The 21,657-nt window shown below is 63.3% G+C and carries 20 protein-coding genes; 10 read left to right on the forward strand and 10 right to left on the reverse strand.

The window, feature by feature from the left end:
* The first annotated feature begins 335 nt into the window (after positions 1-335).
* From AC3IR3_RS15630 to AC3IR3_RS15655, 6 genes are all read left to right on the forward strand, one after another.
* Complete coding sequence (locus tag AC3IR3_RS15630) at positions 336-1,142, forward strand: TolB family protein (RefSeq protein ID WP_489193448.1); 807 nt, start codon at positions 336-338, stop codon at positions 1,140-1,142.
* A gap of 106 nt (positions 1,143-1,248) precedes the next feature.
* The gene (locus AC3IR3_RS15635; protein WP_489193450.1) at positions 1,249-1,689 is read left to right on the forward strand and encodes a hypothetical protein; all 441 of its coding nucleotides are present in this window, start codon (positions 1,249-1,251) and stop codon (positions 1,687-1,689) included.
* Between the two features lie 198 nt (positions 1,690-1,887).
* The gene (locus tag AC3IR3_RS15640; protein WP_489193452.1) at positions 1,888-2,994 is read left to right on the forward strand and encodes a sensor histidine kinase; all 1,107 of its coding nucleotides are present in this window, start codon (positions 1,888-1,890) and stop codon (positions 2,992-2,994) included.
* Positions 2,994-3,731, forward strand: a complete 738-nt coding sequence (locus AC3IR3_RS15645; protein ID WP_489193454.1) for a LytR/AlgR family response regulator transcription factor — start codon at positions 2,994-2,996, stop codon at positions 3,729-3,731. The genes AC3IR3_RS15640 and AC3IR3_RS15645 overlap by 1 nt, the downstream gene beginning before the upstream one ends.
* 111 nt (positions 3,732-3,842) lie before the next feature.
* A complete protein-coding gene (locus AC3IR3_RS15650; protein WP_489193456.1) occupies positions 3,843-4,538 on the forward strand; it encodes a tetratricopeptide repeat protein in 696 nt (231 codons plus the stop codon).
* Between the two features lie 126 nt (positions 4,539-4,664).
* Positions 4,665-5,180, forward strand: a complete 516-nt coding sequence (locus tag AC3IR3_RS15655) for a molybdopterin-dependent oxidoreductase (RefSeq protein WP_489193458.1) — start codon at positions 4,665-4,667, stop codon at positions 5,178-5,180.
* Between the two features lie 43 nt (positions 5,181-5,223).
* On the opposite strand, the gene AC3IR3_RS15660 is transcribed toward AC3IR3_RS15655, so the two are convergent.
* On the reverse strand, positions 5,224-5,487 hold the full coding sequence (locus tag AC3IR3_RS15660) for a hypothetical protein (protein WP_489193460.1): 264 nt from the start codon (positions 5,485-5,487) through the stop codon (positions 5,224-5,226).
* A 157-nt stretch (positions 5,488-5,644) separates the two neighbouring features.
* On the opposite strand from AC3IR3_RS15660, the gene AC3IR3_RS15665 reads away from it, so the two are divergent.
* Entirely contained in the window at positions 5,645-5,854 is a 210-nt protein-coding gene (locus AC3IR3_RS15665; protein ID WP_489193462.1) for a hypothetical protein, read from the forward strand.
* On the opposite strand, the gene AC3IR3_RS15670 is transcribed toward AC3IR3_RS15665, so the two are convergent.
* The 6 genes from AC3IR3_RS15670 to AC3IR3_RS15695 form a co-directional block, all read right to left on the reverse strand.
* Entirely contained in the window at positions 5,829-6,272 is a 444-nt protein-coding gene (locus AC3IR3_RS15670; protein ID WP_489193464.1) for a hypothetical protein, read from the reverse strand. The genes AC3IR3_RS15665 and AC3IR3_RS15670 overlap by 26 nt on opposite strands.
* Positions 6,273-6,390: 118 nt before the next feature.
* Entirely contained in the window at positions 6,391-8,211 is a 1,821-nt protein-coding gene (gene zwf / locus AC3IR3_RS15675; protein ID WP_489196944.1) for a glucose-6-phosphate dehydrogenase, read from the reverse strand.
* A 59-nt stretch (positions 8,212-8,270) separates the two neighbouring features.
* Positions 8,271-10,085 carry a glycoside hydrolase family 15 protein gene (locus AC3IR3_RS15680; RefSeq protein ID WP_489193465.1) on the reverse strand — a complete coding sequence of 605 codons (1,815 nt, stop codon included), beginning with the start codon at positions 10,083-10,085 and terminating at the stop codon, positions 8,271-8,273.
* Between the two features lie 50 nt (positions 10,086-10,135).
* Complete coding sequence (gene ybaL / locus AC3IR3_RS15685) at positions 10,136-11,854, reverse strand: YbaL family putative K(+) efflux transporter (RefSeq protein ID WP_489193467.1); 1,719 nt, start codon at positions 11,852-11,854, stop codon at positions 10,136-10,138.
* Positions 11,855-12,165: 311 nt separating this feature from the next.
* The gene (gene recQ / locus AC3IR3_RS15690; RefSeq protein WP_489193468.1) at positions 12,166-13,980 is read right to left on the reverse strand and encodes a DNA helicase RecQ; all 1,815 of its coding nucleotides are present in this window, start codon (positions 13,978-13,980) and stop codon (positions 12,166-12,168) included.
* 59 nt (positions 13,981-14,039) lie between these two features.
* Positions 14,040-14,402, reverse strand: a complete 363-nt coding sequence (locus AC3IR3_RS15695) for an MGMT family protein (protein ID WP_489193470.1) — start codon at positions 14,400-14,402, stop codon at positions 14,040-14,042.
* A 91-nt stretch (positions 14,403-14,493) separates the two neighbouring features.
* Between AC3IR3_RS15695 and AC3IR3_RS15700 the strand changes: the two genes are divergently transcribed.
* Positions 14,494-14,898 carry a hypothetical protein gene (locus AC3IR3_RS15700; RefSeq protein ID WP_489193471.1) on the forward strand — a complete coding sequence of 135 codons (405 nt, stop codon included), beginning with the start codon at positions 14,494-14,496 and terminating at the stop codon, positions 14,896-14,898.
* Between the two features lie 13 nt (positions 14,899-14,911).
* Here AC3IR3_RS15700 and AC3IR3_RS15705 read toward each other — a convergent pair whose 3' ends face one another.
* Positions 14,912-16,036 (reverse strand): inorganic phosphate transporter, encoded by a 1,125-nt coding sequence (locus AC3IR3_RS15705; RefSeq protein WP_489193473.1) that lies wholly within the window; start codon positions 16,034-16,036, stop codon positions 14,912-14,914.
* Positions 16,037-16,049: 13 nt separating this feature from the next.
* Entirely contained in the window at positions 16,050-16,679 is a 630-nt protein-coding gene (locus AC3IR3_RS15710) for a DUF47 domain-containing protein (RefSeq protein WP_132144440.1), read from the reverse strand.
* A 128-nt stretch (positions 16,680-16,807) separates the two neighbouring features.
* On the opposite strand from AC3IR3_RS15710, the gene AC3IR3_RS15715 reads away from it, so the two are divergent.
* Both AC3IR3_RS15715 and AC3IR3_RS15720 read left to right on the forward strand, forming a co-directional pair.
* Positions 16,808-18,127, forward strand: a complete 1,320-nt coding sequence (locus AC3IR3_RS15715) for a hemolysin family protein (protein ID WP_489193474.1) — start codon at positions 16,808-16,810, stop codon at positions 18,125-18,127.
* A 73-nt stretch (positions 18,128-18,200) separates the two neighbouring features.
* A complete protein-coding gene (locus tag AC3IR3_RS15720; protein ID WP_489193476.1) occupies positions 18,201-19,172 on the forward strand; it encodes a DUF535 family protein in 972 nt (323 codons plus the stop codon).
* On the opposite strand, the gene AC3IR3_RS15725 is transcribed toward AC3IR3_RS15720, so the two are convergent.
* The gene (locus AC3IR3_RS15725; protein ID WP_489193477.1) at positions 19,160-21,598 is read right to left on the reverse strand and encodes a TonB-dependent siderophore receptor; all 2,439 of its coding nucleotides are present in this window, start codon (positions 21,596-21,598) and stop codon (positions 19,160-19,162) included. The genes AC3IR3_RS15720 and AC3IR3_RS15725 overlap by 13 nt on opposite strands.
* Between the last annotated feature and the right edge of the window lie 59 nt (positions 21,599-21,657).

Genomic DNA, 21,657 nt, shown 5'->3' on the forward strand with positions numbered 1-21,657 from the left:
TGAGATGCGGAATGATTGAAAAGCGCTTCTTAGCCGCCTCGGTGGTCCGGCGACCGACTTTTCGCTGGTCGTAAGTCCGCGGGTTACACCGCCTTGAGAAATACCCGGCAAGATTTACAAAGGGGCCGATTTCGGCCCGCACCATTACTGATCGTTGATCTTGCAAACACCATCGATCCTGAGTGCGGCTATGATGACCGCCTGTCGATAGCGGGGGCGTGGACGTGATGTCATGGCGCGTAAAAGTCGCATGGGGTTTGTCCGTCGCATTAGTTACCGCTGCATTGACGGCTGAGGATATACGGCCCATATCGAGCGAATCGGCTCGACTATTCATGCCCGACATCGTGTCGACGGCCTATTCCGAAGTTCGCGCCGCGGTAAGTCCGGATGGCAATACGGTGCTATGGGGTAGCACGGACCGGCCCGGTGGCCCCGGCGGATGGGATATCTGGATGGTTCGGCGCACGCACGGCGTATGGAGTTCGCCCGCACCGGTTCCATTCGATACCACGTACAAGGAGTTCGATCCTGCCTTCAGCGCAGACGGCCGATCGGTATGGTTCTTTTCGAACAGGCCGGGCGGTTTCGGCGGCGACGACATCTATCGCGTGGATTTCGATCCGCGCAGCGGACGTTTTGGTAAAGTCGAGCATCCCGGCAATGCCATCAATTCGGCGGGCGACGAATGGGCACCTTCGCCTTCGCCTGACGGCCGTCACCTGCTATTCGCCACGGATGGGCGGGGTGGCTCCGGCCGTCACGACTTGTTCGTCAGCGAATGGCGGAATGGTGCCTGGCAACCTGCCGTCCCTTTGCCCGGCGAGGTGAATAGCGCGGACGACGATTTCGATGCGGCTTACATCGACAGTGGCCGCGCGTTGGTATTCGCGCGCTCAGCCGATGTCGACAATCAACCGATCGAACTATGGATGGCTATACGAGACAGCGATGGTACGTACCGTCACGCCAAGCCGCTGGATCGACGCGTCAACGTAGCCGGAAGCTGGACACTGGGGCCCGCGGAAGACCTGTCCCGCCCCGGCGTGCTGCTGTTTTCCGCACGCCGCCCCGAAGCTCAGCGAGGCAAGTCGGATATATATGCCATTCGCCTTAACGTGCAGGCACAACGACAACCGTAAACGCGACGTGGAAGCGCATTAAGACATCTTCACCGACACTCCGGCGCCGTAAAGTCCTACGATCGGGCTCTCGGGGGCGAGCCATGGACCATCAAGGGAGTAACCCATGCGGTATACCGTCGCCTTAACCGGCTTGATGTTTTTGTCGATCAGCACCAGTGGATTCGCGACTCCTCCCGATATCGGAAGCACGGTCGACCGTCTCGTGGAAGACGCCACGAAGTCATCGGAAGCGGAGCGGCACGCCTTCGCACAGCTGATCGATCTCGGCAATCCAGCCGTTCCCTACATCATCGGTCACCTGGGCGATGGCCGTCCGTTGGCCGAGCAAATCATCCAGCGCGACCAGTGGCATCAGGAACATGTCTGGTATGTGCACGACGGCCTGCTGGCCGTGTTGCGGCAGACGGTAGGTCACGGCATGGGAGCAACGGACGGTCACGCCAGCGCCAGCCAACGCGCGACGATCAAGCGCAAGTGGGAGAACTGGTGCGTGGAGAAGTATCCGGATCAAAGCCAGGTCTGCCGCGGCGGACACGACGGCTAGATCCGCCAGACCCACCGGCCTGGCGCACCCATCCAACGGCTCGCCGCAACGAAGGCGTTGCGGCGTAGCGTCCCGATTGTCCACGGGATTGAATGCTTCGGACCTGGAATGCCTCCAGCGACGGAAGCCCGCGATGCACCCGTTCATGCCGATGGCTAAGTAAAGCTAGACTGACGCCCGGTCGACAAGGTGGCGCGCGTGGAAGCCAACGATCAATCCAGTCCCGCCTCCCTGGCGGCGTCCCCGCCCTTGTGGCTGCCGATCCTTGCGGGTCTGCCCATCGCCTTGTGCATGGTGGTCATGGGCCTGCCGGATCTCGGGCGCGGGCACTCGTGGGCTTACCGTTCTCTTTTCCTGGCCGCATTCGCAATATGGGCACTGCCGGTCGCTCTCGTGCAGCGGCGTCTGTGGCAGCGTCGCTTCGTCTGGTGGAAAGCATCGCTGATCCTTCTCGCGATCACCTATGTCATGTCGTTGATCAACAACGCCATCGGCCTGCATATGGCGGTCGTCCTGGGACAGGTACCCGCGTGGCGGCTGCGGTTGATCTTCAGTGGACTGGATGGATGCTGGCTGGCGTTGATCGCGTTCTGCGCTATCCATGCGGTGGTCGCCTACTACACCGAACTGACTTGCGCGCAGGAGCGCGCGGCGCGAGCCATGGCGCATGCGCGCGAAGCCGAGCTCAGAGCGCTTCGTTATCAACTCAACCCGCACTTCCTGTTCAACTCGCTGAACGCGATTTCAGCGCTTGTCGCGAGTCAACGCAATCGCGACGCGAATCGCATGATCGCGCGCCTGGGCGATTTTCTTCGCGCCACGCTCGAAGGCGGGTCGACACACGAAGTAACGTTAGCCGAGGAACTCTCGCTGACCGAGACCTATCTCGACGTGGAGAAAGCCCGCCTCGGTCATCGCCTGATCGTGCACACGCAGATCGGACCGGACGTCATGGACGCATTGATGCCATACCTGCTTTTACAGCCACTGGTAGAGAACGCGATCCGGCACGGCATCGCCCCACGCACGGAACCCGGACGGCTGGAACTCAAGGCATTCCGCGACGGCGGCCGGCTACGTCTCGAGATGGAGAACGAAGGCTTGCGCGTCGACCGGCCAACATCGGACATGGAAACATCGTCCGCCATCGGCCTGCGCAATGTTCGGGAACGGCTCGCCAACCTTTATCCGGACGACTACCGCATAGACACGCGCTCGCTCGACGACGGCGGATATCGTGTGACGATCGATATCCCGCTACGCATGCAGCATCGAACATCTGTCGCTATGGCGATTGGCTCGTGATGCGCGCGGCCGTCATAGACGACGAGCCGCTCGCACGCAGTGGTGTGATCGCTCGGCTTGCCGAACATATGGACGTCCAGATAGCAGGCGAGTTCGGCGACGGCGCCTCCGCTCTTGCCGCCATGACATACGAAGCCGTCGACGTTGCTTTCGTCGACGTACAAATGCCGGGCATGACCGGTCTGGAGCTGCTCGCCGCCCTGCCCCGGGAAAACCGGCCACTGGCGATCATGCTCACCGCGTACGACAGCTTCGCCATCCGCGCCTTCGAATTGCGTGCGCTCGACTATCTGCTGAAACCACTGGACGATGCGCGTTTCGCCGAAGCACTGGACCGGGCCAGACAGGCACTGCCATGGCACCGCGGCACATCCTCGGGCACGCCCCACTCCGAAGGCAGAGCGGTATTTCTCGAGCGCTTCACCGTGCGCGTAGGCGCGAAGATCGTCCTGGTGGATGCCGACACCGTGGACTGGATCGAAGCGGACGGCGATTACGCGGCACTGCATGCCGGCAACGACACCTACCTGGTACGCGAACCCTTGCATGCGCTGGCACGCCTTCTGGATCCAAAACACTTCGTCCGGGTCCATCGTTCGGCGATCGTCCGCCTCGATCGCGTCGTCGAACTGAAAGCGCTGGCAAACCGCGATGCACTAATTCGGCTACGCAACGGCACCCCGTTGCGGGCCAGCCGGACTTATATGGATGCACTTTCGGCAGCGCTGGGGGTTTGACCGGCATTTCATCGTGACAGATGGCCTTGTTCTCCGTAAGAATGTCGACCGCGTCACAATATCGGCCAGCCGGCCGCCTTGTGTCGACTCGACTCCAGGGGAGGAGCGGACATGTCAGAGCAGCATGACGAAGTCATATCGCATACGGAAAGTGTGTCCAGGGATGGGTTTTCCACGGATATCGCCGGCAATGAGCGGGCACGCCTTGCCGCGCTCGAGGCAAAGGCCAGCGTCGGCAACATCGCCGCGGCCTATGCGCTTGGCACCGCCTATATGCTGGGTCGGGGCGTGCGCCCGGACCGCGAGCTCGCCCTTCACTGGTATGAGATCGCCAGGATATATGGCCATACGTCCGCAGAGGCGCGCATCGCCGCGCTCAAAGGGGAACCTCCGGCACCCGCGACTGTTGTCGACGTGCCCTCACCCCTCGATGCCGAAGCGCTGTTCCGTAAAGCACAGCAACTCGAAGTGGGATACCAGGGTAAGCAGGATATCGGCCACGCGCTGGCGCTGTATGCGCAAGCGGCCGAGCAAGGTCACGGACAGGCGCAGTACGCGCTGGGCATGCTGACGCTGGGTACCCGAACCGACCCCCGGGGCGTCGCCGACGCGTTTCGGCTGCTTCGTGCGGCCGCGAACCAGAATGTCCCGGAAGCGCAGTTCGAACTCGGCAGGCTTTATTCCATCGGCAAAGGTACGCCGCGCAATCCGTCGATAGCCAAAGCCTGGTACCGCAAAGCAGCCGCGCAGGGATACATCCCGGCCAAACGCAGCCTCGAGTCGAAGAAATGGTGGAACTTCAAGTAGCGCGCACGTACCGGCATCGTTCGTAACGGCTGAACGGGATTCGCCCGACGAATCGCACAAATACCGAAAACGCGCACACCCCCTCGATAATCGATAGAGTCCGGGTTTTCCGGCCCGGAGATTCGCATGCGATCGACACTGTCACGTTGCCTCGTTATCTGTGCACTGATATGCACGGCACCCGTCATAGCGGCCGATGGCGTCACCGCGAAAGTCGCCACGCCTGCGACGAATCGCACCATCGCGCTCGACGCTACCGCACTGGCCGGCCTGCCTCGCACCAAGGTCTCGGGTTCGACGCATGGCGACGCCCCCAGCGAATTCGAAGGCGTCGCGCTGATCGAGGTGCTACGCAGGAATGGCCTGCCCCTCGATGAAAAACTACGCGGCCGCGCGATGGCGACCGTCGTTCGTGTGACCGCCAGCGATGGCTATGTCGTGGTTTTTTCGCTCGGCGAACTGGCGCCGGATTTCGGCGCCGCGACCGTCCTGATCGCCGATCGACAGAACGGCAAACCGATCGATGCGAAGGACGGACCGTTCCGGCTGGTCGTCCCCGCGGACAAACGCGCCGCACGCTGGGAGCGCAACGTCACGCGCATCGAAGTATTGAACCTCGGTGGCGACGAGCCGAAGCACTGACCTGGCCGTGGCCGCGACCTGCCGGACAGGCAAGCCAGCGGAGCTACACTTGGGCCAGCGAAACGATGCCCGCGTCGCTCGTAGCCTTCCGTCCGGGCGCTGCCCTGGGTTCCGAAGGGGATACCCGGCCCAGCGTGATGTTCTTCGAGGCGCGGACCTCGCGATTCGAGAACGTCCAGATTTCGCCGGTCCCGGTAATGAATACCGTCCAGTAAAGGTCCGACTCCGGGCCGTAGTCCAGCAGAAAATGGGCGAAGCCTTCACCCTTGGGCGTATTCATCGGTAATGGCGGATTGAGCTGAAGCATGGCGTTCCTCCTTGAGCGGATTTATGGACATGCGACGTCGTGCCCGGGTGAATGCACCGTGGCGACGCGAATTACTCCCGGCGGGGGCGGTTATTCGTAGGTCTTCCCGTTAAAATGCGCTACATATACATCGACGCAATTCAGGGGAAACACAGGCGTGCAAGCAAGGAACTTCGCGGTATCGGTAGTCCAGCCCGGCGGCAAGGTCGCCGTCGAGATCGAGTTCAACGAGAAAATACACGGGCTGGGCGGCGACACGCTCTGGCTGTCGCTTAACGACGACACCACTCCGGAGGAAGCCGAGCAGCTCCGCCAACTGCTCGAAAAGATCGGTCATCGCATTACCGTGACCAACGTGCGCTCCTGATCGGCGCTACCGTCTGTGCCGGGTCGATAGCCGCGACCCGCACAGGCACGACCGCAGCCTGACTCAGACGATGATTCACGCCGTGCGCCTTTCCGCAGCCCAGGCATTTGCGATACAAGCCAAGGCCACGTCGTCCGACCTGCGCGGCGCCCAGCAGGCATCCGCATACGTAACAGCCGGGTATCCGACCTCGCTCCCATAGCTTTACGCGGAAAGTCTGGGCAACGCCAATCGTGACCGCCAGGATCAGGCCCACGAAGAAAAGGTATGCGGGCAGGTTCGAATACGTGGCCAGGCCACCGAAGTCGCCGGGAATTTCCTGCGCGGCCTTGGCGGAAGCGGCTGCTCCGAGCCCGCAGCCAAGCACCAGAAGACTGGGCAGATAGAGCCTGAAGTACATACGGCCAGCGTACGACATGGTTTCCCCCTCCCTAGATCGGCCGGAACCACCCGCCGTCAGGATGCAGAGTTACCGCAACGGGGTCTAGCTATCGTGAAAGCCCGGATCGCCCATCGGGCGATCCGGGTCTGAGACATCAGCGCCTTTTAGGCACGCGGGTAGAAGCACCCGTCTTTCGGGTGGGCGCCCGCTTCGCCGCCGTGGCCGTTCTCGCGGCCGCGGTTTTCTTCGTCGCCACCTTGCGTGGAGAGGAAGCCGGCTTTGCCGGAGCCTTTTTTGCCACCGGCTTTTTCGCTGGCGATTTCCCTGCCACGACTTTCTTCGCAGCCGCCTTCTTGACGGCCGCTTTCGCAACTCGCTTCGCCGGGGCACGCTTCGCCGGCGCAGTGGCTTCCGGCTCCGCGACCTTGCGCGCGCCCGTACGACGGCCAACCGGCTCGACGTTGGCATTCAACGGACGCCACGAACGACCGCCCATGGCCAGCAATGTATCGGCCGATGCCGGACCCGCGCTGCCCGACGAGTAATTCGGGAAATCCGCCGGGCTATGCTGCGCCCAGTCGTCCAGGACGGGCTGCACCGCACGCCAGCAGGCTTCGACCATATCGGCACGCTGGAACAGCGTGGCGTCGCCGGTCATGCAGTCGTACAGCAGCGTTTCGTAGCCGACGTTCGGCTCGGCGCGGAACCAGTCGGCATACTTGAAATCCATGCGCACGGGGGCGAGTTCCACGCGCGGACCGGGGCGTTTCACGTCGAACTGCAGCGAGATACCTTCATCGGGCTGGATCTGCAGCACAAGCCAGTCCGGTCCGAACGCATCCATGCCCGTACCGCGGAACGGTGCGAACGGCGCCGACTTAAAACGGATGGCGATTTCGGTAGTGCGCCTCGTCATGTGTTTGCCGGTGCGCAGGTAAAACGGAACGCCCGACCAGCGCCAGGTGTCGATGGCGAGCTTCATCGCCACGAAGGTTTCCGTCACTGAGTCCGCCGCGACATCCGGCTCTTCGCGATACGCGCGTGCCAGCACGCCAGCCACGGCACCGGGACCGTACTGACCGCGTACGGCATCCTCGGGACCAATCGGCCGGATCGCCTCGATAGCTTCCGCCTTGCGGGTACGCACGGCTTCGGCACCGAACGACGTCGGCGGCTCCATCGCCACCATGGCGAGAAGCTGGAACAGATGATTGGGCACCATGTCGCGCAGCGCGCCGGTCTGTTCGTAGAACGAACCACGGCGTTCCACGCCGACGGTTTCGGCGACCGTTATCTGCACGTGATCGATGCGGTCGCGATTCCAGATCGGTTCGAACAATCCGTTGGCGAAGCGGAACGACAGAATGTTCTGCACCGTTTCCTTGCCGAGGAAGTGATCGATGCGATAGATCTGGTCCTCGCGCAGCACCTTGCCGATGCGCTCGTTGAGCGCCTGCGCGGACGCAAGATCGTGACCGAATGGTTTCTCGATGATGACGCGGCGCCAGAACCCGCCTTCGCTGTCGCCGGCGAGTCCCGCTTCTTTCAGCTTTTCGACGATGTCGCCAAAAAAGCGCTCGGGAGTGGCGAGATAGAAAAGGACATTGCCTTCCGTACCCCGGCGGCGTTCGATGACCTTGAGTTTCTCCGCCAGACTGGAGAACGTGGTCGAGTCGTCGAAGTCGCCGGCATGGTAGGTCATACGATCGGCCAGCCAGTCCCAGGCGTCGTTATCGAGTTTGCCCGTCCCCGCGCCGGCATTGCCGACGTAACGTTCCAGTGCGCCGCGCAGGTTGCGCTTCCACGTCGCATCGGCGAGCTTGCCGTGGTTGACGCCGACGATAGCGAAGTCGTCCGACAGCAGACCGGTGCGGCGCATGTTGTACAACGCGGGTACCACGAGCCGGCTGGTGAGATCGCCACTGGCACCGAAGATCACCACGGTACAGGGATCGGCCGGATGCGAACGCGACATCGCGCGCTTCGGTTGGGCGTTGCTCATGCACGAACTCCTTCAAACGATGAGAGATAAGATTACGCGCCTTGCGCGGCGTGCGTTCCGCTCTGAACGTCGGCGGTCGCGCTTTTCGCATGCGCAATACTGAAAGCGGCATTTACCAGAGCCACGTGCGAGAAGGCTTGTGGAAAATTCCCCAGCAAGCGGCCACTGCGCGGATCGTACTCCTCGGAGAGCAAACCGACATCGTTGCACAACGCCACCAGGCGCTTGAAAAGCTCCCGCGCGTCGTCGAAACGACCGAGGGCCACGTAATTTTCGACCAGCCAGAAACTGCACGGAAGAAACTCACCCTCCCCCGGAGGGAGCCCGTCGACGCCCGAAAGCGTGTCGTAGCGGCGTACGAATCCGTCGACCATCAGGTGTTGCTCGATCGCCTCTACGGTCTTCCGGATGCGCGAATCGTCCGGAGGCAGAAAGTCGGTCAGCGTCGCCAGCAGCAGGCTCGCGTCCAGATGCTCCGATCCGTAAGCCTGTACGAAATAGCCGTGCTCCGGATGCACGCCTTTGGCGCAGATATCGGCGTGAATCTCACTGGCGATACTGGTCCATTTCGCGGTCAGCGCCGGATCCCGGCCCTCGCGCTGCTGATCCGCCGCACGGCGGAAAGCCAGCCAAGCCATTACCTTCGAATGGACGAAATGTTGCGGCTCGCCCCGAATTTCCCAGATCCCTTCGTCGGGGTTGCGCCAGATACCGGCAAGATGATCGAGGAACAGAGCCTGGACGCTGTCGTCTTCCGGCTTCATATCGACACCGTTGCGCAGCGCGTGGTCGAACGCGCCGACCAGCTCGCCGAAGATATCCAGCTGGAACTGCTCGGCGGCCGCGTTACCGATGCGGACGGGCAAGGAGCCTTCATAACCCGGTAGCCAGTCGAGCTCGTGTTCATGCAGACGCCGCTCGCCGGCCAGACCGTATAGCACCTGCAACTGATCTGGCGTACCGGCGATCGCGCGGCGGACCCAATCGCGCCAGGCGCTGGCCTCGTCGTGATAACCCGCATTGACCAGTGCGGTCAGCATGTAGGTCGCATCCCGCGCCCAGCAGAATCGATAGTCCCAGTTACGCGCCCCGCCGATATGCTCGGGCAACGATGTCGTGGGCGCCGCGACCAGGCCACCTGTTGGCAGATAACTGAGGCCTTTCAGCGTCACAAGCGAGCGGCGCACGATATCCGACCACTCGCCGGTACCGTTGCAGCGCGACGACCAGGCCTTCCAGAACGACTCCGTCCTTTCGAGTGCGTCATACGGGTCCAGCGCGGGAGGCGCCTCCAGATGCGACTGACCGTAACCGAGGACGAAAGGAATTGACTCCCCCTGAGCTAGGGTGAAGTCGGCGACGCTGTGAAAGTCCTTTCCTTCCAGCCCGACGGGACTGCGCAGGATAAGGAGGTCGGGGCCGGCCACGGCACGCGTGGAACCGTCATCCTGCTTCACCACCCAGGGAATGCTGCATCCGTAGTCGAAACGAATGACGAGATCGGTAGCGAAATCCACGCGGCCTTCCAGCCCCTCGACGATACGCACGATGCCGACCGCGTCGCCATCGATCGGCATGAAATCGACGACTCGCGCCCTGCCCGTCGTCGTGACCCATTCGGTTTCGAGCACCAGTCCGCCATCGCGATAGCGGCGCGTCGATGTCGCCTGTACGTCGACGGGAGCGATCAGCCAGCGCCCGTGCTCCTCGGTACCCAGCAGTGCCGCGAAACACGCCGCCGAATCGAAACGCGGAACGCACATCCAGTCGATCGAGCCGTCCCGGCACACCAGCGCGGCGCTTCGGCAGTTGCCGATCATCGCGTAGTCCTCGATACGTCCCGCCATGTCGCACTCCCGATCGAATCATTGATCGGCAAAAGGTAACGGCCCGTTCGTTAGTGCGACGTGTGCTTGGCGATCCTTCGGAAAACGGGCGGTGCCGAGGGGCGCTCGCAGGATGCTTCGAACAGGCTGCGCGCGAGCTCCTGCTCGCCGTAGATGACGCGGCTGGCGCCCAGGCTGGCCAGATGCTCGACGCACTCCTCCGAATGCGCACGTGCGACGATGTCCAGATCCGGTCGTTCCGCCCGTGCCGAGCGCACGATCTGTCCCGCTTCGAACGGATTGGGCACGGCCACGATCAGCGAGGCGGCCTGCGCCAGATTGGCCGCCGCGAGTACCGCGCCCGATGCCGCATTTCCCACCACGACTTCGGCACCGCCGTGTTCGCGCAGCGGACGGACGGCATCCTCGTCGGTTTCGATGACCAGGATAGGCTGACCGGTCTTGCGCAACTTCTCGAAGACGCGGCGCCCGACCCGGCCGAAGCCGACCAGTACGGCATGTCCCTTCAACGCGCTCACCGGCTGCGGCTCCAGCTCGTCCGGGATAGCCTCCACCACCGGTATTTCCGCCGCTTCGGCCCGGCGAACCCACCGATCGAGCGCAACGAACAGAAGAGGGTTGACGAGAATGGACACGATAGCCGCGGCCAGCAGGACATCGCGTGCTTCGGCACTAAGCAGACCCAACGACACGCCAAGCCCAGCCAGGATGAACGAGAACTCGCCGATCTGGGCGAGGCTGACCGAAATGGTCAGAGCCGTCTTCAGCGGACGGCCGAACGCGCGCACGATAACGAACGCCGCAATGAATTTGCCGACGATGATGATCAGGCACGCAGCCAGCACGATCCACGGGCTTTCCAGAAGGATGCCGGGATTGAACAGCATGCCGATCGACACGAAGAACAGGACCGCGAACGCATCGCGCAGCGGCAACGTTTCTTCAGCGGCCTGCTGCGACAGCTTCGATTCGCCCATCATCATGCCTGCAAAGAAGGCCCCCAGTTCGAACGACACGTCGAACAACCGCGCTGCGCCGAAGGCGACGCCAAGGGCAATCGCCAGCACGGCCAGCCGGAAGAGTTCGCGCGAGCCGCTCTGCGCCACGGACTGAAGCATCCAGGGGATGAGCCGCTTGCCGACGATGAGCATCAGGGCGATGAACAGCGCGACCTTGCCGAAGGTAAACGCGACGACCTTCGCCAGTTCGCCCATCGACTGCTGCGGGGCACCCTGCTCCGCGCTGAGGAAGCCGGCGATAGCGGGCAGCAGCACCAACGCGAGAACCATCGCAAGGTCTTCGACGATCAGCCAGCCGACCGCGATACGACCGCGGTCGGTATCCAGCAACCGGCGTTCTTCGATAGCGCGCAAAAGCACGACCGTACTAGCGACCGACAACGCAAGACCGAACACGAAACCCTGCGCCAGCGGCCACCCGAGCGCCCAGCCCAGCAACATGCCCAGCGCCGTGGCCACCGCCATCTGCACGGCCGCGCCCGGGATCGATATGGCTTTGACCGCCATCAGGTCTTTCACGGAGAAGTGCAGACCCACACCGAACATCAGCAGGATGACGCCGAGGTCCGCCAGCTCCTGTGCGATATGCGCGTCGGCGACATAGCCCGGCGTGAACGGTCCCGCCACGACACCCGCGAGCAGGTAGCCAGCCAGGATGGGCAGACGCAGCCGATGGGCGATAGCGCCAAAGAAGAAGGCGAGTACGAGACCACCGACAATGGTGGCGATGAGAGGCGTTGCGTCGTGCATGGCGGCTCCTTGAGTCGTCGTTTACTGGCGCCACGCCGTGGCAACAGCTGGGTACCCCCGATACCGGACATCGATCTGCGTCCGGAATGAAGATGTATGGGCGGGCAAAGGCTGACGCAAGATTTCGCGATGCACGGATTGACTACGATATTTCTCAAACCCGGGCGGGAGCTGGCTGCCGCGATCCTGCGGCGTTTGTACAAGCACCTTTCGCGCGCAGGCGCGCTCCCACAGGTGTTAGGCAGATCCCGGCTTTCTGTGGGAGCGCGCCTGCGCGCGAAAACCTACGCAGCGAGGAAACGGCGACCTCTCTACGAAGTCGCCGTCAACACCGCGAGGAAATCTTTCCCATAGCGCTTGAGCTTGTGCTCGCCCACGCCGCTGATCGAGCCCAGTTCCTCCTCGTCGCCCGGCAATGCGCGCAACATGGCGAGCAGCGTGGCGTCGTGAAAGATGACGTAGGCCGGTACCCCGTGCTGTTTCGCCAGTTCGGCGCGCACGCGACGCAATTCATCCCATAGCGGCTGCTCGTAAGCCTCGATGCCGAGACTGCCGCCGGGCGCCGTGCTGCGCTCCTTGCGGCGACGCGTGCCCTTCTCTACCCGGGCATCCTCACGGAGCCAGACCTTCTGCTCGCCCTTCAGTACGGCACGGCTGGAGGCGGCAAGGCGCAGTGTCCCGAAGCCCTCGGGATCGGCTTCGAGCAAGCCTGCCGCCAGCAGCTGGCGAAATACGGAACGCCATTGCGCCTCGTCCATGTCGGCGCCCACACCGAACGTCGTGAGCTGGTCGTGTCCGAGCTGGCGCACGCGCTCGCTGCTCTCGCCACGCAGGATATCGATCACGTGACCGGCGCCGAAACGCTGTCCGCTGCGATAGACGCACGACATGGCTTTCTGCGCGGCTACCGTTGCATCCCATGTTTTCGGCGGCGCAAGACAGTTATCGCAATTACCGCAAGCACCCGCATGATCCTCGGCGAATGCATGCAGCAACAGCTGACGGCGACAACGCGTGGTCTCGGCGTAGCCAAGCAGCGCTTCCAATTTGGAACGCTCCACCCGCTTGCGATCGTCGCCCGCTTCCGACGAGGCGATCATCTGACTCATCGTGACCACGTCCGCCAGGCCGTAAACCATCCACGCTTCGGCCGGCAGGCTGTCGCGACCCGCGCGGCCGGTTTCCTGGTAGTAGCCTTCCATGCTGCGCGGCAGGTCCAGATGCGCGACGAAACGCACGTCCGGTTTATCGATGCCCATGCCGAAGGCCACCGTCGCGACCATGACGACGCCTTCTTCGCGGAGAAAACGTTTTTGGTGCCGTGTGCGCGTTTCGGCATCCAGGCCCGCGTGATACGGCAGCGCCGTCACGCCCGATTCGGCGAGCCAGGCTGCCGTGTCGTCGACCTTGCGACGGCTGAGGCAATACACGATACCGGCTTCGTCGCGATGGCCATCGAGAAAGTCCAGCAACTGACGCCGCGCGTTCTGACGTGGCGCCACCCGATAACGGATGTTCGGCCGGTCGAAGCTGGCAACGAACTGGCGGGCGTCGTCGAGTGCGAGACGCTCCACGATTTCGTCGCGCGTGCGCTGATCGGCGGTGGCCGTGAGCGCGATACGGGGGATATCGGGAAAGCGCTGATGCAGCAGCGCCAGCTCACGGTATTCGGGACGGAAATCGTGTCCCCACTGGGACACGCAATGCGCTTCGTCGATCGCGAACAGCGCGACCGGCGTGCGTTCGAGCAGACCGAGGAACCGCCCGGTCAGCAGACGCTCCGGCGCGACGTAGAGCATATCGAGTTCGCCGGCCAGCAACTGCCCTTCGACCTCGCGCTGCGTTTCGGCGTCCAGACTGGAATTGAGATATCTGGCCCGCACCCCCGCTTCGCGCAGTGCATCGACCTGATCCTGCATCAAGGCGATCAACGGCGAAACGACAATGCCCGTGCCCTCGCGCATGAGCGCGGGGATCTGATAACAAAGAGACTTGCCGCCGCCCGTGGGCATGAGCACCAGCGCGTCGCCGCCCTGCGCTACCTGCTCGACGATGGCCTGTTGCTGGCCGCGGAACTCGGAGTAGCCGAAAACACTATGGAGAAGGTCGAGAGCTTGAGACTGCATCCACACATGCTAACAAACGGCGCGCTCGTCCCGTGTGCGTCTTTCGTCCGGAGGAGTGGTCAGCCGCCCCAGATGGCCCGGTCCAGATCATGGTCCAGACCGAAGTGCCTCATCGCCACACGACCGTCGGTGACGGCCACGCCTTCCGCACGCAGGCGCTTGCATTGTTCGCGATAGCTCTTCGTGCCTTCCGGTATGCCGATACGCCCGTCGGCCCGCAGCACCCGGTGCCACGGCAGCGAGAGGCGATCCGGTGCGTCGCCCAGCACCCGGCCGATCAGGCGGGCACGTCCGGGATAGCCGGCCCGGGCCGCAATGGCGCCGTAGCTGGCCACGCGACCGCGCGGGATAGCGGCCACGGCCGCCAGAATGCGTTTGGCGCGCAGGGCCCGTGCCTTGTCGCCGATCTCGTCGGTTGTCATGTTTCCCGTTGCCATCCGAAGTGCGCCGGCCGTCTCACCTGTGCCGTCGCAGAGGTTACCATCGGTCACACCTTATCGATGGACCGCGGCCATGCGTCACTTCGAGGCGATCCGTTCGCACATCGGCGGCATCCATAAGCTCCGCCATAACGAGCCCTATCTGATCAGCTTCGATCTGAAACTGAGGGATGGCCGCCATCAGGGCATCTATCTGGCCGAACTGGAAGACGACGCGGGACAGCGCTACCTGCGCATTTCCACACCCGTCGGGCCGCTGGCGGGCACGGACGCGAAGCGTTGCCTGCGCTTCAACTGGGAACAGCGAACGGGTTTCCTGGCCACGGCGGACCTCGATGGGTCGCCCTATCTGCACCTGTGCGAGAACCGTCCCTACGACTATCTGGACGACCGGGAGCTGGCTCGCCTGATCGATGAACTGGGGATACTCGGCGACACACTGGAGCAGTCGATCAACGGGGAGTCGGACGCGCTGTAAGGCCCCCGCTTCATCAGAACAACCACTGCCCCAGCCGGACCAGGCCATAGGCCACGGCCGCCGTGACCGGCAGCGTGAGAATCCACGCCCAGACCATCCGCTCGACCACCGACCAGCGGATGGCATTGAAACGCTTGGCCGCGCCCACGCCCATGATCGACGCGGAGACGTTGTGTGTCGTGGACACCGGCACGCCCATCAGCGAGGCCGAAAGAATCACCGCCGCCGAACTGGCCTCCGCCGCGAACCCGTTGATCGGATGCAGTTTGACCATCTTGTGGCCCAACGTCTTGATGATGCGCCAACCGCCACCGGCCGTACCCGCGGCCATCGTCAGCGCGCAGACGACCTTTACCCAGATCGGAATCGGGAAGCCACCGGCCGCCGCGCTGTCGTGCTGGATCCGCAGGAAGTGCAGGAAGGTCGGCAGATGGTCGAACTGCCCGGCCGCCGTGGCGCCAGCCAGCGCCAGGGCAATGATGCCCATGCTTTTCTGGGCATCGTTCATGCCGTGGGACACGCCCATGGCACTGGCCGAAACGATCTGGGCCTTGCCAAAGAAGCTGTTGACGAACGGCGTACGCCCGAAGCGGTGCAACACCCCCTTCTGGCTGGAGAACCACCCCAGCATCGCGTAAAGCCCGCCCATCACGGCGAAACCGATGCTGAAACCGAGCAGGGGCGAAATCACCATGGGCACGATGACCTTCGGGATGATGCCCTTGCCCAGCCACCAGTGGACGCCGCTCTCGAACCAGATGATCGAGTGGACGTTGTCGCCGGACGCCGCCATGGCTGCTCCGCACAGGGCGCCCACCAACGCGTGGCTGGAACTCGACGGCAGGCCCAGCCACCAGGTGATGAGGTTCCAGATCGTTGCGCCAAGCAGCGCGCTGATCAGCAATTGCGAACCCACCTCCACGACACCCGAATCGATCAGGCCCGAGGCGATGGTGGCCGCGACGGCCGTGCCCCACAGGGCACCGACGAGATTGGTGACCGCGGCCAGCAGCACCGCCTGACCGGGAGTAAGTACTTTCGTGGCCACCACGGTGGCGATGGAGTTCGCCGTGTCGTGGAAACCGTTGATATAGGTAAAGGCGAGAGCGATCAGGACGACCGCGAGGACCATGCTCATGGGTCGCCAGCCGTCAGGAGTTCTTGAGTACGATGGTATAGACGACGTTGCCGACATCGCGGCATTTGTCGACCGCTTTCTCGATCAGTTCGAACAGGTCCTTGGCCAGAATGGCGCGCAGCGGATCGGAGCCTTCGGCATACAGCGTGCGATAGGGGTCGAGCAGCAGGCGATCGGCCTCGGATTCCAGCGCGTGCAACTGGTCGCGCAACTTCTTCACCGGATCGATGCGCAGACCGCGGCGCAGCTCGCCGATCATCTCGACGACGACCTTGGCCGAACTCTCCAGCAGAGCGGCACGTTGGCTGAAATCGATGCCCGCCAGACGATCGGCGACGATGACATAGCGTTCGGCGAATTTCTCGATCGTCTTGGGAATCTTGTACAGCGCGGAATTCAGCGCCTCGATATCGTCGCGGTCCAGCGCCGTAACGAACGTGTTGACCAGTTCCTCGCCGATCTGGGCGTGCAATGCCTTCTCGCGGGCGCGGGCGGTGCTGAAAGCCGCCATGACCGGGGAGCGATCCGGGCGGACGACCAGCTCGTGCATGGCGGTCGCGCTTTCACGGGCAGCGTCCGCGCTGGCTTCGAGCAGCCCGTAAAACTTGTCGCCCTTACCGAAGATCGTCTGGAGTGAAAACATGCACGCTGCCTGGAACAAGAGGGATATATGACGATAATGTTACTAGGACGCTTCGCGAATCGGTAACTTTTCGCCTCCGAACAGAGACGTACGGGACCGGACGCGTCGGTTTTGCTATAAGAGCCGCAATGCTCACCGAACTCCTGCTGGTCCTTTTCCTGTCCCTGGCCAACGCCTTCTTCGCGCTCTCGGAGATGTCGGTCGTCGCCTCCCGCAAGAGCCGGCTCAAGCAAATGGCACGAACCAGCCGCCGGGCCCGCATGGCCCTGCACCTGGCCGAATCGCCCGAACGCTTCCTGTCGACCGTCCAGGTAGGCATGACCCTGATCATCCTGATCACCGGCGCCGTGGCCGGCGACAGCCTGGGCGAATACTTCACCGCCCTGCTCCACCGTGGCGAACCGGCCTGGATGGAGCCCTACGCCCGGATCGTCGGCTGGCTGCTGGGCTTCGTCTTCATGTCGCTGGTACAGATCGTCATCGGCGAACTGGTGCCGAAACGGGCGGCCCTGACCGCGCCCGAACGCATCGCCTGTCAGATCGCCCTGCCGATGATGGTGATTTCCCGCCTGACCCTGCCCCTGGTCTGGCTGCTGAACCTGCTCAGTACCTCGATCCTCAGGCTCCTCCGGCTACACCGGAAGGGCTCCAGCGCGGCCACCGAAGACGAGATCCGCCTGCTGGTGGCCGAAAGCGCCGAGCAGGGCATCCTCGATCCGGACGAGCGCAACATGGTCAACCGGGTGCTGCGCCTGGGCGACCGCACCGTGGACTCGGTCATGACGCCCCGGAAGCGGATCGCGTGGCTGGACATCGCCGGATCCCGCGAGGACAACGTGCAGGTGCTGCGCGAAACGCCCTATTCGCGCTACCCGGTATACCGGCACGACGAAAGCGACGTGGTGGGCGTGGTCGAGGTCAAGCGGCTGCTCACGCAGCTCTCGGAAGGCACGCCCGACCTCTTCGAGCACGTCGCCAAGGCATTGTTCGTCCCCGTGACCGCACGCGCGCTCGACCTGCTCGAAGCCTTCCGCGACGCCGACACCCAACTTGCCCTCGCTGTCGACGAGTACGGCGACATCGAAGGCCTGATCACACTGAACGACCTGCTCACCGCGGTGGTGGGCGCGACCGCCCCCGCGACCGACGACACATCGACGGACGGACCGATCGTGCGCCGGACCGATGGCAGCTATCTCGTGGACGGCTCGCTGCCCGCCGACGACCTGCGCGAATTGCTGCAGATCGATAGCCTGCCAAATGAGGACGAGCACGATTTCCGCACAGCCGCTGGCATGGTAACGGCGCAATTCGGGCACATTCCGCGAGCGGGCGAATCGTTCACCTGGCAGGGAATTACGTTCGAAGTGCTGGACATGGACGGAGCGCGCATCGACAAACTACTGGTTTCCAGCGCCATCGAGGGTCAGGCCGAATTCACGACCTGACGCCATTTCAAAAAAAGCCCCCTCGCCCGTCTTAGCTTGTAATCCAGCTGAACACGATGGAATCGGGGCGGGAATGAAAGCTCTCAGTACGTGGAACGATGGCGACGACGGCGCGGGCGCACACGCTGCGATGCCGATGGCGCGGGACGGCTACCGTTTGATGGCGGCCGCCTGTCGCGATCACTGGAATCTGCGCAGCGCCTCTACCGCCCGACGCGTCGCGGGGCTGGCGAAGTACACCTTGCGCAGCATCCTCATGCTGCGCCGGCAGACCGACTGGCTTCGTTTCCTGCATGGCAACGAAGCGATGCGGCAAGCGGTCAGGACCGATCCCAGGCTTTATGCACGCTGGCATTCGCATTACATCTCGGCGAGGTTCTCGCGCGAGGCCCGCCATCGCATGGTCGATGCGCATTATCGATTCCTGCTGCAACGCTTCCCGAAAAAGCTGCGGGAAAAAATCCTGAAAGGGCACGGCGCGCGCATGGCGACGCTGGTGCTCGACCAGGGTGCCCTGGCGCATCTCTATCTCCGGCAATCCACGACGGGTACGGCCGGCGAGCTCGACCTGTTCGTGGTCAATAGCGACAAGGAAGTTCTCTCATCCTGCACGATCACCTTCGCGGGACATGAAGGCATCCTCGTCGGCGCCATGCACGGATCGTGGGCATACATGGGGACCGGGCCCGTTCGCCGGTTCATCCAGGGCAGCAACGGGCTGGGCCCGAGGAATCTGCTTCTGTCGCTGGTACGGTCGCTAGCGGCGATGTACGGCTTCAGGCGTATTCGCGCGGTCTCCCACGCGGCGCTTCCGGTCACGCAACGAACCCGCACGACCGAAGACAGTTACGACCGGTTCTGGATCGAACATGGCGGACTGCTGAGCAACGATGGCTGCTACGAACTTCCCTGTGCCGAACCGGTGGAAGATCCCGGTGTGGCGAACGAGAAGCGCAGCGCAGCGCGGCGTCGCCGCGAGCAATTCCGTGAGGACGCCTGCGAATTGCTATTGAGAACGCTCCGATGGGACACTCAGAAGTCGTAAACGCCGCTCAGCATCACCACGCGACCTTCGCGGATGGGAACGAATGCCGCGTCGAAATTTACCGCGTACAACGTGCGCGCGAAGAGATTCTTCACCCCGAGCGTCGCCCGCCAGTTGCTGCCGTAGTACGACACATTGGTTTCGACACTCGCCTGCCCGGGAATACCGAAATACTCGCCGTCGACGCTCGTGCGCCCCAGACTATGACTGCGGGCAACGATGCCGGCACCGATGCCCCACGCCTGTAGAGGCGCCTGCTGGAACCGGTAGCTGACCCATGTACTGAACTGCTGACGTGGCGCTCCCGTTGTCGGCGTGCCGTCGTGATTGCGGATATGCGCATTGGTATAGCTGGCCAGCACCGCCAGCCCGGGAGCGATCTGTCCGGCGAACTCCAGTTCCAGCCCACGGTTCGTCTGGCCGGGGCCCGGTGTCGCGAAATAAGGCGGTTCCGGCGATACGAGATCGACGCTGTGATCCAGATGGATGCGATACAGCGCGGCCGTCAGACGGGCATTCCGGTCGAACAGATCGAATTTGACACCGGCCTCCACCTGCCGGGATTTGGCGGGCGGTAACGGCTGTCCATTCTCGCCGAGCAACGCGTCCGCCTGAAACCCGCTGACCGTGTTCGCATATATCGATATGTCGGGTGTCGCCTTGTAAACGACACCCGCCTTCGGAATCCATTGCGCCTCGCGCGTCGTGCGCTGCCCTGCGTAGGGAGTGCTCTGCGTTTCAAGTTCGTATGTCGTGCGCCGGATCGCCAGCAAAACGTCCCAGCGCTCGCCGATCGTTATCTGGTCCTGCAGAAAGATACCGGTGCTGGTCGACCAGGAGCCGCCAAGCGGCTGTACGTCGTCGACCGCTAGCGACGACGTCGTTTGCATGCGCGCGGACGGCAGCATGGCGCTGGAGAAAACATCGTACGGAAGCACTCGGGTGCGCACGACGGCATTCGTGTCGCTGCCGCTGCCCGCATGTGTCCGCGAGAAATCGAAACCAAGCACGACGGTATGCTTCACGAACCCCTGATCGAAACAGCCCATGATGTCGTTCTGCAACGTGTAGTACGCATCCGAATAACGATAGCTGCGGGCAACCGCGCCGACCGCGCCCGGTCCGTCGCTATTGCCGACGAGCGACCAGCCCTGGCCGCTGTTCTTCTGCCGTACGTACTGGCCCTGGCTCCGGAACATCCAGTTCGGAGCGATCGCCTGGTCCAGCGAATAGAAGAGACGGGTCGTCCTGAATATCGCGTGGTCGGTGGGACTGCCCAGCCGGACACTCTCCGGCGACGCTGTCGCGAGGGTATTACCGAGCAACACGGTGTGATCCGGACTGGGCACGCGGTTGTCCACCCGCTCGGCGCCCACCATGACGCGGGTGGATGTGCCCTGCCAGGCGATCGACGGCGCGAGATAACCGCCACGCTGGCCCTGATAACCCTGAGGCGAATGGTCGGCGTAATTGCCAGCCGCAATCAGACGATAGGTGACCGAGTCCGAGCCGTTGACGGGGCCCGCCAGATCGATACCGACGCGCGCGCCGTCGTAGCGACTCATGGAAAACGTGAGTTCGTGCACGGGGTCGCGCTGCGGTTTCTTCATCACCACATTGAGCGACCCGCCGAAGTTATTGCTGACGGACGCATCGCCGAGGATGGCCTCCGGTCCCTTGAGTACCTCGATACGATCGATGGCGATCAAAGGCGGAAGGTCTTCCGTTCTGGCCACGCCATTGGGCATACCGTCGGTCATGCCGTTACCGGCATTGAATCCGCGTATGCGGAATAGCGGCGGTCCCACCAAACCATCGACATACTGCACGCCCGCCACCTGGCGAACGACATCGCCCACGGAAATGGCCTGCTGCGTACTCATCGCATCGCGCGTCACGACGGATACCGACTGCGGCACGTCGACCAGTCGCGAATCGGTGCGTGTCGCGCCGCGCGTTGCGTCGATCTTGTATCCGTTGTCGTTCGCGGCGTTCTGAACGCTGATGGGCGCAAGCGGCGTCACCGTGGGTGCCAGCGGTTCGATCGTCTGCCGTCCGTGACCGGACGACGGAACGTCCGGTGCCTCGCGCTGCTTCACCACCACCGTACCCGCGTCGTACGCGGCAAAGTCCAGATCGGTGCCGCGCAACAGCGAGGCCATGGCCTCGTCGACGGTGAGCTGTCCCTTGACGCCCGCACTGCGGAGATCGGCAACTTCGTCGCCAGCCGTCAGGACCTGCACGTTCGCCTGCTGCCCAAGCGCGATCAGCGCCGTGGAGAGTGCCTGTGCCGGGATGGCGATGCTCACTTTCGCCGGCGCGTTCAGACTTCCGGACGAGCCCGTCGCGGGAACGGCCCATGCGCCGGCCGCCGCCAGCGAGAGCAAAAGACATCCTCCCGTCGCGTACAGCGCGAGCCTTACCATGCGAGGAGAGCCCCTTCGTCCCATGCCGATTTAAAACGGAAAGCTTGGCATGAGCCCTG

It is taken from the genome of Luteibacter sp. GL_149 (genome assembly GCF_057834065.1).